We start from the raw sequence: 13,584 nt of genomic DNA on the forward strand, positions 1-13,584 counted from the left end.
TTTCCAGATACCTTTGCTCACTCCGCCCGCCGCGTCAGATCGCATTCGATGACGCCGTACCAGCCCAGCCCCCGGTAGGTTTCGTAACCGGGGGTCAGGGCGAAGGCCACCAGGCGGTCGCCGTCCACGTAGTAGCCCCGCTCCAGGGTGCCGCCGTCCGGCGCCCGGGTGTTCAGCGGGTAATGGTCGCCCAGCTCGCCCTTGCCGCTGGCGTCGGCGATAACGCGATGCTGGGCGTCCAGCAGCATGACCCGGCAGGCGCCGCGTTCCTCGTCGCTGAGCCCGACGCCGTTGACCACGTCGGCGGCTTGCGGCGTCCAGTCGAAAAAGATGCCCAGCACGCCGATGGCGTCACCGTTCTCCTGGCCGCCGTCACGGATCGCCGTGGCATAGGTGGCCACCGCGGCGTCGTCCAGCGCCGGGTTGCGGGCGATATCGGTGACCGCGAACTCGTCACCGCTGGCGGTGCGCATGGCCTGCTGAAACCAGGCGCTGCGCGATACGTCCAGGCCCACCGCGCCGGGGTAGCGATCCGGCCGGCCGTTGGCGATCACCCGGCCGCGGCCGTCGGTAACCCATAAGTCCAGATACACCACATAGGAACGCAGGATGGTCGCCAGCCGTTGGCTGGCGTGCTCCAGCCCCGGGACGTCGCCGGGGTTGGCGGCGGCGCTGACCAGAGCGCTGTCGGTCGCCCACCAGCGCACGTCGCAGGAGCGCTCGAACAGGTTGCGGTCGATGATCTCAATGGCGTTCAGCGACAGGTCGGTGAAACGCTGGCCGCGAAAATCGATCAGCATCCGGCCGCCGGCTTCCTCGATCTCGCTGGTGTGCGCTTCCACCGCGTCGCGGAAATCCGCGGCGATATGATTGATCTGCTCGGAGACATTGCCGATTTCCTCGGCGACCACGCCGAAGGCGGCACCGGCGGTGCCGGCGCGGCCGGCTTCGATGCGCGCATTGAGTGCCAGGATCTTGGTGGTGGTCATGATCGACTCAATGGCGCCGACCTTGTCGCGGGTCATTTGGGAGATGTCGTAGGCCAGCTTCAGGATGGTGTTGTCTTGCATGTCCTGCTCCTTTTGATGCATTTGACACAGAGCGCCCGGGGGCCAGGCGGAGGCTGCAAGAAACAGGCCTAACCCGTTGACCTATAAGGGGAAATAAAAAGTTTAAAGGAGGGGTTATCAAATCTTATCGGCCCCTCTTGAGAAAGCTTTAGAGCCGCCGCATCTAAACGGGTAAGGCAAGACACAAAAGGAGTGGTGTCATGATGGAATTGATCGAGCTTCAGGAAGACCACATCGTCGGGCTACGTATCGACGGCAAGGTGGACAACGAGACCTTCGACCGGGTGCTGGCGGAGATCGAGGACCGGCTGACCCGGCACGACAAGATTCGTCTCTATGTGGAGTTGGTGTCCCTGGGCGGCATCGGGCTGGAAGCCCTGTTCAAGGACATGAAGTTCGGCCTCGGCAATTGGCGGCGCTTCGAGCGGGAGGCGGTGGTTTCGGACCGCTCCTGGGTGCACAAAATTGCGTCCGTGACCGACCGGCTGATGCCCTCGGTGGAGGTAAAGGCGTTTCCCCTGGAGGAAAAGAGCGCCGCGCTGGCCTGGGTCCGGGAGTGACCGGGCCCGGCATGCCGGGCGGAGCGAAATAGTTTTGACAGGGGCCGGAAGGCGTGTATCCTTGGTCACAGCTTGAAAGTATGCACGTATTTATGAATCCCTGTTCGATGCCCTACCAGTTAGCGTTCGTCCTGACCTTCATAAGTAACCGTAAGACTTCCAGCACAATCGGCCCCCAGCGGGCTTCCATTACTTTCTGAATGATCAGGAGACTATTATGTCCACTACCACCGGTACCGTTAAGTGGTTCAACGAAGCTAAAGGTTTTGGTTTTATCGAGCAGGAAAACGGCCCTGACGTGTTCGCACACTTCAGCGCTATCCAGGGCTCAGGCTTCAAAACCCTGGCCGAAGGCCAGCGCGTTGAGTTCACTGTAACTCAGGGCCAGAAAGGTCCTCAGGCAGAGAACATCGTCGCCGTATAAAGCGATGTTGAAAGCCGCCCGCGCCTAACCGCGCCGGGCAGGAAAAGCGGGGCCTTCGGGCCCCGCTTTTTTTATGCCCGCTGTTTAGTGCCCAGCCCTTGCCCCGCACCCGAGCGGCGCGCTCTCCGCCAGGATTGTCGACGCGGTCACTTTCCCCTCCTCTCTGCCGGGTATAGGCTCTAACCGAGAACGTTATTGGACGCCTGTTTCGCTATGCGGAATAGCTATCACAACAACAATGCGTAAACGGAGAGCAACCATGACCCTTTTCCAGCGAGGCGCACTCTGTCTGGCCGCCCTGGTGTTGGCCGGCCTGACCCAGGCGGCGGACGATGTGAAGCTGCCCGGCACCATCGCCATGACCGCCTACGGCACCGGCTCCGCCGGTTACACCCAGATGGTGTCGGTGGGCAATCTTCTGCAAAACGAATACGACGTGTCGGTGCGTATTCTCCCCGGCGAAAACGATGTATCCCGTATGACGCCGCTGCGCACCGGCCGGGTGCCGCTGTGTGCCTGTGGTATCGCCAGTTATTACGGTTCGGAAGGCGTGCTGATGTTCGCTGACCGCCAATGGGGGCCGCAGCCGATCCGGGTGATCGCCACCTCCATCGCCAGCTTCGGTCTCGGCGTCGCCGTGGCCGGTGACATCGAAGTGGAAACACCGGCGGACCTCAAGGGCAAGAAAGTTTCCTACATTCGCGGTGACGACGCCCTCAATCTGGGCACGGAAGCGTTTCTGGCGTTCGGCGGGCTCACCTGGGACGACGTGGAGCGGGTTGAATTCCCCGGTTACGGGCGCGCGTTCGACGGCGTGATCGCCGGCCAGAGCGACACCGGATTCACCATGTCGGTGGCGCCGCCGGCGCAACAACTGGCCGCCAGCCCGCGTGGTATTGTCTGGCCGCGGCTCGATCCCGAGAACAAGGAGGGCTGGAAGCGTTTGCAGGCCGTGGCACCCTATTTCCAGCCCCATCAAGTCACCGCCGCCGCCGGCGATTATGGCAAGGACAACCCCTGGGTGGGCGCCAGCTACCCCTATCCGATTCTGGTCGCCAACGCGGATCAGCAAAGTGGTCTGGCGGGCGGTCTTATTAAAGTGCTGATCGAGGATCACGACAAATACAAGGATGCGGCGCCTGGCAACTCCGGCTACGCCCTGGAAAAGCAGAACATGCAGTGGGTAATCCCGTTCCACGATGAAGTGGTGGCCTACTACAAGGAAATCGGCCACTGGACCGATGAGATGCAGGCCCACCAGGACCGTCTGGTGAAACGCCAGCAGGTGCTGCAAAACACCTGGAAGGCCTACACCAGCGACGCGCCGGAGGACGATGAGGCGTTCCGCGAGGGTTGGATGAAGGCCCGCGCCGAGGCGCTGGAAGCCGAGGGCATGAACCCGGTGTTCCGCTAAGTCTTTCCCGCTTCAAGGAGTTCTGCCGTGGATTCTCATCATACGGGTGAGCCAACGGCGAAGCAGGTGTCGGGCGTGCGCGACTTACAGGGCCTCTGGCCCTGGCTGCCGCGCTTGGCGACCCTGGTTCTCACCGTTCTGACCCTCGATTACGTTCTTAACCTGGGCTATTTCAGTCTGGTCACCGCGGTGGAGAGCCAGTTTCTCTACACCGTGGTGGCGCTGATGGTGCCGCTGGTGTTCATCATGTGGCCTGCGTTTTCCGGTGGCGACCGCCGACGGGTGGCCTGGTACGACGTGCTGCTGTTTTTGCTGGCCGTGGGGACCTGCGGCTACTTTGTGTATAACGCCGAGCGCATTCTCGACAACGGCTGGGAATACGCCGCGCCGCAAACCGCCACGGTGATGAGTTTCGTATTGTGGGGGCTGACGGTGGAGGCGGTGCGCCGGGCCGGCGGCTGGCCGCTGGCGTTGATTGTCGGCGTGGCCGGCTGCTACCCGATGGTCGCCGACATCATGCCGGGGCCGATTCAGGGCTTTCCGTCCTCACCGAGCCAGACCGCCATTTACCACGCCATGAGCCGTGAAAGCGTGTTCGGCATTCCGTTGCAGGCGTTCGCCAATCTGGTGATCGGCTTTCTGCTGTTCGGCGTGGCCTTGCAAAAAACCGGTGGCGGGAAGTTCTTTATCAACCTGGCGTTCGCCTTGCTCGGCCATGTGCGCGGCGGGCCCGCCAAGGTATCGATCTTCTCCAGCGGCCTGATGGGCTCCATGAGCGGCAGCGTGATCACCAACGTGCTGACCACCGGGGTGCTCACTATTCCCGCCATGCGCCGGGTCGGTATCGGCCGCTCCTACGCCGCCGGCGTGGAGGCGTGCGCTTCCACCGGCGGTGTGCTGATGCCGCCGGTGATGGGCGCCACCGCCTTTGTCATGGCCAGCTTCCTGAATACGCCCTACAGCACCATCGCGCTGGCGGCGGTGGTGCCGTCGCTTTTGTTCTATCTCGGTCTGTTCGTGCAGATCGACGCCTACGCCGCGAAACATGAACTCAAGGGCCTGCCCGAAGAGGAACTGCCGTCACTCAAGCAGACGCTTAAGGAAGGCTGGTACTTTATTTTCGTGTTCGTGTTGCTGATCTGGATGCTGTTCTGGCTGCGCCGTGAAGCGATCGCGCCGTTCTACGCCACCGCGCTGCTGCTGGTGATCAACCAGATTCTGCCGTATCAGCGTTGGGGCTGGCGCGACGTCACCGATTTCTTCTCCAGCGCCGGCAAACTGTTTGCCGAGTTGATTACCATTCTGGCCGGCGTCGGCTTGTTGGTGGGCGCGCTGTCGGTCACCGGGCTGTCGGGCACCATCGCCAACGACCTGATCTACATCGCCGGCGGCAACCCGCTGGTGTTGTTGCTGATGGGTGCGGTGACCAGCTTTATTCTCGGTATCGGCATGACCGTGACCGCCGCCTATATTTTCCTCGCGGTGGCGCTGGCGCCGGCATTGATTCAGGGCGGGGGTATGAATCCGCTGGCCGTGCACCTGTTCATTCTCTACTGGGGCATGCTCAGTTACATCACACCGCCGGTGGCGTTGGGCGCTTTCGCGGCGGCCACGGTGGCCGGCTCCAAGCCGATGGAAACCGGCCTTAACGCCATGCGTCTGGGCAGTGTGATTTATTTCGTGCCGTTCCTGTTCGTGCTGAACCCGGCGCTGATTCTGCAAGGCGGCTGGCAGGAAATCGCGCTGGTACTGGCGCAGGCCCTGGTCGGTGTGGTGCTGATCGCCAGCGCCATTCAGGGCTATCTGGTGGGCATCGGCAGCTTGTCCACGCAGCGGCTCCTGCAATGGCCGATCCGGTTAATGCTGATCGTCGGCGGGCTGGCGTTCGCCGTGCCCGGCGGCGGCGCCATGCCGCTGGGTCACGGCGCCATGTTCGCGCTCAGCCTGGCGTTGACCGTGCCGGCCCTGGGGCTGGCCCTGTGGATCAATCGCGGGCTCTTGTCGTCCCGCCGGGAACCTGTATAAGGAAAGAAGGTTTTCTCGGACGGGGGCGCCATGATCGGTGACCGTGAAGTGATACTGTTCCAGGATCCGCGCATGCTGGATCACCGGCCCGACCCGGACGCCGCCTTCCTGCCGGGGCGGCTGGACCGCCGGGTGCGGGAAATTCTTTCCGGGCTGGGCGCCAAGTGGAGCTACCCGGAACACCCGGGCCGGCTCACCGCCGTGCTCGATCTGCTCGAGCGTGAGCCGGTGCCCGGCGTCCGTCTGGAAGCCGGGCGCGTGGCCACCCGGGCGGAACTGGCCCGGGTGCACACCACCTCCTACCTGGACGGCATTTACGCCATGCGCGGCGAAAACGCCTGGCTGGACATGGACACCACGGCGGTGTCGCCGGGCAGCGTGGAGGCCGCGGAGGTAGCCGCCGGCACCGCCGTGGCGGCGGTGGAGGCGGTGGCCGCCGGGCGTGCCGCCGGGGCCTTCGCCCTGGTCCGGCCACCGGGCCATCATGCTGAATCCGTGCGCGCCCGCGGCTTCTGTCTCTTCAACAACGTGGCGGTGGCGGCGGCCCATGCCCAGGCGGCCCTCGGCTGCCGGCGCGTGCTGATCGTGGATTGGGATGCGCACCACGGCAACGGCACCCAGGAAATTTTCTGGGCCGACCCGGACGTTTTGTTTTTCGATACCCACCGCGCGGCGCCGTTCTATCCCGGCTCCGGCTCGTTGTCCGAAGTGGGCGGCGGTCTGGGCGAGGGCTACACGGTGAACGTGCCGCTGCCCGGCGGCACCGGCGACATGGCCATGCTCAAGGCGTTCCGGGATATTCTGGTGCCGGCGGCGGACGCTTTCCGGCCGGACCTGGTGCTGGTGTCCGCCGGCTTCGACGCGCACCGCTTTGATCTGGCCATGAACGTCAGCTACGAGGGCTTCGCCTCAATGACCGGCATCGTGCGGGAGATCGCCGACCGCCATTGCGGCGGCCGGCTGGCGATGGTGCTGGAGGGCGGCTACCACACCGAATCCCTGGCCCGCGGCGTGCACGCCACCCTGGAAGTGATGGCCGGCGCCGACCCGCAGGACCCCTGGGCGCCGGGCATCAACGAAGTGGAAGAGGCCGCCGGGTTCCACCGCGACGCCTTCCGGGAAGACTAGCGCTCCAGCGCCCAGCTGCCCCGCGCCAGCGCTTCCACTTCCGCCACGTCCTCCGCCGGCACGCCGGCGGGGTCGATGTGCTCAAGCGGATCGTAGTGGAAGATGTACAGGCGTGACACGAACTCCGCCACCGGCAGGGACGATTCGCCGAAGCGCTCGCCGCGTCCTTCGGTGGACACCTTCACCCCATTGCCCAGGTCCTGCCCGGAATCGTTATTGGGGTTGTAGAAATACACCCGCATCACTTCGTCCTGATCCAGCGTCACCCGCTGGATGGTGATGGCGTGCCAACCGACGAAACGGGCGGCGCTGTCGGTCACCGCCAGGCCCACCGGCTGCGGATAGATCAACGGCTGGTTGCCGTTGTGCAGCGGGTGGTAGCAGGCGTAGAAGTAACGCACGAAATCGTCGTAGTTGCTCAGCTTGCCGGTGGGCAGGTCCACCGCCAGCTTGAACCCGCGGCCCACCCACCAGCCGTGGAATTCCGGATTGATCCAGCGGTGCGGGTCGTCGCCACGGTCCGCGCACAGCGCGCCCATGGCGTGATAGATGCGGTCCAGGTGGGGCACCAGCACCGCCGACACCGCGTCCACGTCCAGCGGTGCGATCGCGGGCGTGGTCAGCGCCAGCTCCTTGGAGGACAGACGCTGGCCCTCGAAGTGCATCACCAGGTCGTCGTCGCGGGTGGCCCAGACGATCATCTGCAGCAGGTAGTCCGGGTCGTTGTAGGCCCACATGGAAATCGCCCGCGCCGACTGGCAGGTGGGGTTGTTGCCCTGGCCGACGCCTAGCGGCAGACCGAGCACGCCGAGCACTCCGGCGATCAGCTGTACCTTGGCCGGCCGGATGTCGCTCAGCGCCTGGACGATGGCGGCGTCGGCATTGGCGCTCAGGGTCTGGCCCAGCTGCCGCCACAGCGCCGGCGCCACCGGCGGCGCGAACAGCACGCCGCGCTCCAGCATCAGCGCCAGCCCGTAGGCGGCCTGGGCGGTTTCCGGAAACACCGAGGCGTCGATCAGCGCGTAGACCAGATCCTGGTAGCAGAGCAGGGCGTCGCGGCCGGTGGCGCTCAGGCCCAGGGCGGCGCTCACCAGGTCGGTGGATTGGGACACGGCGAAGCGCAGGAACACCGGCTGATACGCCGACACCAGGCCGGTGTCGTGCATCGCGCGGGCGAAGCCGTTGGCCTCCTGCTGCAGGGCCTGGCTGTCCATGCCCGCCAACCGCTCGGCGTACACCTCCAGCCCCGGGTCCTCCACGGACGCCTGGGTGGGCCCGAACAGGGCACTCACCAAACGGTCCGCGCCGCGGCTGTTGGACACCGTGATCGCCGGGTTGTACAGGCAGGCGGCGATCTGCGTGATCATCGCCTTGAGGTGATCCACCCGTACCGGCCGCTGGGCCAGAATCCGCCAGATCTCCTCGATCAGCCGGTCGATGATGTTGTCGTAGCCGATGCGCGACACCAGCAACTGCAGCACGCCGCGTACCGCCACCGCCATGCGGCCCTGGCGCACGCGGATCGCTTCGCCGCCGGTCTCGAACAGCAGGTCCAGGTTCAGCGCCAGCACCTGGGCCAGATAATGGTGCGCCTGTTCCGCGGACAGCGCGTCGTGGGGCAGCTCGCCCTGGGCCACCGCCAGCAGGCGCAATTCACTGAGGGCTTCCAGGGTGATGTCGTCCGGCGCACCCAGCCGCAGGGTCTGAACGGTGATGTCCGCCTGCAGAATCTCTGGGTTGGCCCAGTCGGTGCCGGAAAACAGGCCCGAGTGTTCGATCGCCGTGGCGCGCTGATACAGCTGTTCGGCGCCCTCGGGCTGGCACAACAGGCGGCCGGCCAGTTGCAGGACCTTGCCGGTGTGCAGTGCCTTGGCGAAACGGCTGGCCTGGCTCACCTGTTCCAGGGCCTGGTCGAAGCGTCCCGCCAGGTCCGGTGTGGCGTCGTCGTGCTGCGTATCGCTGGTGCTCATGATATCCCCGGGTCGGGCTCGTTTGCCGCCGGTAGGGCGGCCCGCGTGACACTATACCCCAAGATGAACCCGGAACCCTTGACGCGGCAAGCGCTGCGTTCTGCTACCCTGTAAAAAGGGTCAGCGACCCGGTGTGCAAGGACGCCACGCCGAACCCCGCGGTGGCATGCCGCGCCCCCTCTCTACGGTCGGCCCGAAACAAGGAGATGATCATGACGGCCAAGAAAGATCCGCAAAAAGGTTACGTGGCCCTGCTGGGCTGGAGCCTGAACGCCATCGAAGCACTGGAAAAGTTCGACCGCCGGTTTGTGGTGGTGGCGCCGGACTGGGCCCGCGCGTTCGCCGAAGAGCACGACATTCCCTTCATGAGCTGGGATTTCGAACGGCTCAACGACCGCTCCATGGAAATCGCTGAAAAGCTTCAGGCGGAAGGCGTCGACGTGGCGATCCCGTTGTTCGAGGAGACGGTGGAATGGTCCGGGGCGATCAACTCGGTGCTGATGGACAACCCGCGGCTGTACGGCCAGTCGGTCTTGTTCCGCGACAAAGCCTTGATGAAACGGCGCGCGCAACTGGGTGGCATTCGCGTGGGCATTTTCGAAGAGGCCCACGACCGTGAAGACGTGATCCGCTTTCTCAAGCGGGTGAATCAGACGCTGCTCAAGCTGGACGGCGACCCGAACGATCCGATTCACCTGAAAGCGTTCGACAAGGCCGGCTGTCTCGGCCACCGCGTGATCCGCACGCCGGACGAAGTGGATACCATCCCGGACGAAGAATTCCCGGTGTTGATGGAAAGCCACCTGGACGGCTGGGAATTCGCCGTGGAAGCCTGGATCCACGACGGCAAGATCCGCTTCCTGAATATTTCCGAGTACGTGACGCTGGGTTATTCCGTGTTTGTGCCCGCCACCCCGGATCTGGAAAGCTGGCGCCCGCGCATCGAACAGGAAATCGAAAAGCTGATCAAAACCTTCGATCTGAAATCCGGCTTTATCCACCCGGAATACTTCGTCACCAGCGACGGCACCATGTACTTCGGCGAAGTGGCCTATCGCCCGCCGGGCTTCAAGGTGTTCGAGCTGCTGGAAAAGGTTTACGGCTTCAACGCCTACCAGGCCATGGTGCTGGTGTTCGACCCGAAAACCACCGAGCAGGAAATTGTCGATTTCTTCCCCAAGGAAGTGGTCGACGCCAAAGGGCACGCCGGTTGTTTCGGCGTGTACCCGCGCCGCCGCGTGGTCAGCCAGCTGGAAATTCCGCAAGAAACTCTGGAGCACCCGTACTTCGATTTCCACGAGCTCACCGCGCCGCTGGAAGAAACCGTTACCAAACGCACCGCCTTCGGCACCCACTGGGGCCTGGTGTATTTCCACGGCGACGACCCTTACCAGCTTCGCGATCTGCTCAAGCACCAGGAAGATCTGGATTTCTATATCTAAGCGGTTTCATCCGCGCCTAAAGGCGGTATCGTCGGGGTTTGTGTTTCTTCAGCCAGAAGGCCCCGACGATGACCGCGGAGTTCCACCCCAGCGTTAACCTCAACCTCAATGTCCGTGGCCTGGGGGTGTCCGCCACCCTCGCCATCAACGAACTCAGTAACGAACTGCTTGCCCAGGGGCGCCCGGTGTTCAAGCTCGGGCTGGGGCAGTCGCCGTTTCCGGTGCCGGCCTCCGTGGTCGGCGCCCTGCGCGAGCACGCCGCCGCCAAGGATTACCTGCCGGTGCTGGGGCTGCCGGCCCTGCGCCGGGCCGTGGCCGGCTACTGGCAGCGCTGGCAGGGCGTATCGTTTTCCCCGGACAACATCATGATCGGCCCCGGTTCCAAGGAGCTGATGTTCATCCTGCAGCTGGTCTATTACGGCGACCTGGTGATTCCCACGCCCAGCTGGGTGTCCTACGCGCCCCAGGCGCGCATCATCGGGCGCCAGGTACACTGGCTGCCTACCACCCGCGCCAACCGCTGGAAGCCCACCGCCGAAGCCCTGGAAAATCTGTGCGCCCGGGATCCGGGCCGGCCGCGTCTGGTGATCCTCAATTCGCCGGCCAACCCCCACGGCTACGGCTTCGACGAACAGGAGCTGCGGGCGCTGGCCGAGGTGGCCCGGCGCCACCGTCTGATTCTGCTCAGCGACGAGATCTACGGCGAGCTGGACTATAACGGCGCGCACCAGTCCATCTCCCGCTACTACCCGGAGGGCACCATCGTCAGCAGCGGGCTGAGCAAATGGTGCGGCGCCGGCGGCTGGCGGCTGGGCACCTTCGCCTTTCCGGACAACCTGCACTGGTTGCGCCAGGCCATGGCCACGGTGGCCAGCGAAACCTACACCTCGGTGGCGGCGCCGATTCAGCACGCGGCGATCACCGCCTTCCAGGGCGGCACCGAGCTGGAGGACTACCTGTTCCAGTCGCGCCGCATTCTGGCGGCGCTCGCCGGGCATCATGTGGCCGCCCTGCGTGACGCCGGGGTGGAGCTGGAGATGCCCGACGGCGCGTTTTATCTGTTTCCCGACTTCTCGCCGCTGGCGGCGCGGCTGGCCGGCCGTGGCATCCGCGACAGCGGCACGCTGTGCGAGCGGCTGCTGGAAGAGACCGGCGTGGCGACGCTGCCCGGCGAAGCCTTCGGGCTGCCGGCGGAGGAGCTGACCCTGCGGTTGGCGTTCGTCGACTTCGACGGCGAGCAGGCGCTGGCCGCCGCCGCGCGGGAACCCCGCGACCGCCCCCTGGACGACGCCTTTCTGCGTCGCCATTGCGGCCGCTGTGTCACCGCCGTGGAAAAAATGGCCGCCTGGGTGGTCGGCGAGGCGACACCGCAGTAACCGGCGGCGCCGGCTACCAGGTGCCGGTGTTTTCCATCGACGCCCAGGGTTCCCGCGGGGGCAGGGCGTCGCCTTTCTGCAGCAGCTCCACGGAGATCAGATCCGGCGAGCGCACGAACGCCATGTGGCCGTCCCGGGGCGGCCGGTTGATGGTGTAGCCCATGCCTTGCAGGTGTTCGCACAGGGCGTAGATGTCGTCGACGCGGAACGCCAGATGGCCGAAGTTGCGCGCCGAGCCCATGTCCTCCTCCGGGTCCCAGTTCCAGGTCAGTTCCAGCTCCGCGTCCGGGGTCTCCGGGGCGGCCAGGAACACCAGCGTGAAACGCCCGCCGGGCACCTCCTTGCGGCGGTTCTCTTGCAGCCCCAGCCCTTCGCAATAAAAGCGCAACGACGCGTCCAGGTCGCTGACGCGCACCATGGTGTGCAGGTATTTCATAGGGATCTCCTTGCCGGCTGTGACGGGAAGCATGGTGCTCCGCCGATTGCGGGTGCACGATTGGAAGCGGATTCTGTCACGGTGCTGGAGGGCTTCGCCAGCGATTGCCGCCCTCCGCCGACTCTGATAAAAACGAAATTGCATTCCAAAATAATGATAGTGGTGCGCTGCGTACCCAAAGGGAGAGCACATGGATTTACACCTTATCGGCGCTTCGGCTCTGGCCCGGCGCATCAAGGACGGGGAGGTCACCGCCGAGGCCGCCCTGGAGCATTTCATAGACCGTATCGAGCGCCTCGACGGCGCCTTGAACGCGGTGGTGGTGCGCCGCTTCGAGCAGGCCCGTGAGCGCGCCCGCGAGGCGGACCAGGCGCTGGCCCGGGGCGAGGACTGGGGCGCGCTGCACGGCGTGCCGATGACCGTCAAGGAGACCTACGAAATCGCCGGCTGGCCCACCACCGCCGGCATCGAGGCGCTGCGCGACCACGTCTCGGCGCACACCAGCGTGGCGGTGCAGCGGCTGCTGGACGCCGGCGCGGTGATTTTCGGCAAGACCAATGTGCCCGCCTACGCCTCGGACCTGCAGACCTACAACGACATCTACGGCACCACCCACAACCCCTGGAACCCGGACCTGACGCCGGGCGGTTCTTCCGGGGGCGCGGCGGCGGCGCTGGCCGCCGGCTTCACGCCGCTGGAACTGGGCAGCGACATCGGCGGCTCGATCCGCACGCCGGCGGCGTTTTGCGGTGTCTGTGGCCTGAAGCCGAGCTTCGGCCTGATTTCCACCCGCGGTCATGTGCCGGGCCCGCCCGGTGCGCTGGCGCGCCGTGATTTGTCCGTGGCCGGCCCGCTGGCCCGGCACGTGGCGGATCTCGAGCAAGCGCTCACTATTCTCGCCGCCCCGGACGAAGAGGAGGCCACCGCCTGGCGCCTGGAGTTGCCGCCGGCCCGCCACCGGGCGCTGAAGGACTTCCGCGTCGCCACCTGGCTGGACGACCCGCGCTGCCCGGTGGACCGGCCCATCGTCGACGCTCTGGAAGGCCTGAGCGCCCGGCTGGCGGAGCTGGGCGCCTCGGTGGACGCCGGCGCCCGCCCCGACGGCGTGACCCTGGGCGAGGCCCACGATATCTACTACCGGCTGCTCACCGGCACCATGGGCGAAGGCTTGCCCAGCGGTCTCTACGACCAGCTGCGCGAGGCCGCCGGCCAGGCGCCGGCGGACGACAACAGCTACCGCACCCTGTTCGCCAGGGGCGCCACCCAGTCCCACGCCGACTGGCAGCGCAGCCATGAGCAGCGCAGCGTGATGCGCGCCGCCTGGGCGCGCTTCTTCCAGGACTTCGACGTGATGCTCTGCCCGGTGGTCCAGACCCTGCCGTTCAGCCATCGCCACACGCCGGGGCCGGACCAGCGCACCCTCACCGTGAACGGGGTGGCGCAGCCGTACATGGATATTCTGGTGTGGGTGGGGCTGGCGGGTGCCGTCTATCTGCCCGCCGCCACGGTGCCCATCGGTCTCACCGAGGATGGCCGGCCCTTGGCGGTGCAGGTGATCGGGCCCTATCTGGAGGATCGCACGGTGCTGGCGTTCGCCGCCGCCCTGGAGAGCCTGCTGGACCCGCTGCCGCAGGCTCCCCTGGTGGCGCCGGCGTGAAGGGGTGACACTGAATATACCTTGCGACAAATTGAGGGTGTGGTGCGGCGGAAAGCTGTGCTACATTTCAGATCCTGGTTTC

11 protein-coding genes are annotated in these 13,584 nt (G+C 65.4%); 8 read left to right on the forward strand and 3 right to left on the reverse strand.

Annotated features, from left to right (window positions below; all coding sequences use genetic code 11):
* Positions 1-17: 17 nt before the first annotated feature.
* The gene (locus ACEQZD_RS03000) at positions 18-1,070 is read right to left on the reverse strand and encodes a methyl-accepting chemotaxis protein (protein WP_370183855.1); all 1,053 of its coding nucleotides are present in this window, start codon (positions 1,068-1,070) and stop codon (positions 18-20) included.
* Between the two features lie 200 nt (positions 1,071-1,270).
* Between ACEQZD_RS03000 and ACEQZD_RS03005 the strand changes: the two genes are divergently transcribed.
* The 5 genes from ACEQZD_RS03005 to ACEQZD_RS03025 all read left to right on the forward strand — a co-directional run bounded on the left by ACEQZD_RS03005 (position 1,271) and on the right by ACEQZD_RS03025 (position 6,621).
* A complete protein-coding gene (locus tag ACEQZD_RS03005; protein WP_067606640.1) occupies positions 1,271-1,630 on the forward strand; it encodes an STAS/SEC14 domain-containing protein in 360 nt (119 codons plus the stop codon).
* Between the two features lie 217 nt (positions 1,631-1,847).
* On the forward strand, positions 1,848-2,054 hold the full coding sequence (locus tag ACEQZD_RS03010; RefSeq protein ID WP_067607036.1) for a cold-shock protein: 207 nt from the start codon (positions 1,848-1,850) through the stop codon (positions 2,052-2,054).
* Between the two features lie 259 nt (positions 2,055-2,313).
* A complete protein-coding gene (locus tag ACEQZD_RS03015) occupies positions 2,314-3,468 on the forward strand; it encodes a TAXI family TRAP transporter solute-binding subunit (RefSeq protein WP_370183857.1) in 1,155 nt (384 codons plus the stop codon).
* Positions 3,469-3,543: 75 nt separating this feature from the next.
* Entirely contained in the window at positions 3,544-5,493 is a 1,950-nt protein-coding gene (locus tag ACEQZD_RS03020) for a TRAP transporter permease (RefSeq protein ID WP_255442539.1), read from the forward strand.
* 30 nt (positions 5,494-5,523) lie between these two features.
* Positions 5,524-6,621: a histone deacetylase gene (locus ACEQZD_RS03025; RefSeq protein WP_335629502.1), complete on the forward strand. Its 1,098-nt coding sequence runs from the start codon at positions 5,524-5,526 to the stop codon at positions 6,619-6,621.
* Here the strand turns inward: ACEQZD_RS03025 and ACEQZD_RS03030 are convergent.
* On the reverse strand, positions 6,618-8,591 hold the full coding sequence (locus ACEQZD_RS03030) for a hypothetical protein (protein ID WP_335629501.1): 1,974 nt from the start codon (positions 8,589-8,591) through the stop codon (positions 6,618-6,620). The two genes, ACEQZD_RS03025 and ACEQZD_RS03030, sit on opposite strands and share 4 nt — an antisense overlap.
* 212 nt (positions 8,592-8,803) lie before the next feature.
* Between ACEQZD_RS03030 and ACEQZD_RS03035 the strand changes: the two genes are divergently transcribed.
* Positions 8,804-10,033, forward strand: a complete 1,230-nt coding sequence (locus tag ACEQZD_RS03035) for an acetyl-CoA carboxylase biotin carboxylase subunit family protein (protein WP_142949198.1) — start codon at positions 8,804-8,806, stop codon at positions 10,031-10,033.
* Positions 10,034-10,101: 68 nt separating this feature from the next.
* A complete protein-coding gene (locus ACEQZD_RS03040) occupies positions 10,102-11,409 on the forward strand; it encodes a pyridoxal phosphate-dependent aminotransferase (RefSeq protein WP_370183861.1) in 1,308 nt (435 codons plus the stop codon).
* A 13-nt stretch (positions 11,410-11,422) separates the two neighbouring features.
* On the opposite strand, the gene ACEQZD_RS03045 is transcribed toward ACEQZD_RS03040, so the two are convergent.
* Positions 11,423-11,845 (reverse strand): VOC family protein, encoded by a 423-nt coding sequence (locus ACEQZD_RS03045; RefSeq protein ID WP_067611662.1) that lies wholly within the window; start codon positions 11,843-11,845, stop codon positions 11,423-11,425.
* A gap of 190 nt (positions 11,846-12,035) precedes the next feature.
* On the opposite strand from ACEQZD_RS03045, the gene ACEQZD_RS03050 reads away from it, so the two are divergent.
* Entirely contained in the window at positions 12,036-13,502 is a 1,467-nt protein-coding gene (locus ACEQZD_RS03050; RefSeq protein ID WP_370183864.1) for an amidase, read from the forward strand.
* Positions 13,503-13,584: the final 82 nt, after the last annotated feature.

Source organism: Alloalcanivorax sp., from assembly GCF_964221125.1.
In the GTDB taxonomy this organism is placed as follows: Bacteria; Pseudomonadota; Gammaproteobacteria; order Pseudomonadales; family Alcanivoracaceae; genus Alloalcanivorax; species Alloalcanivorax venustensis.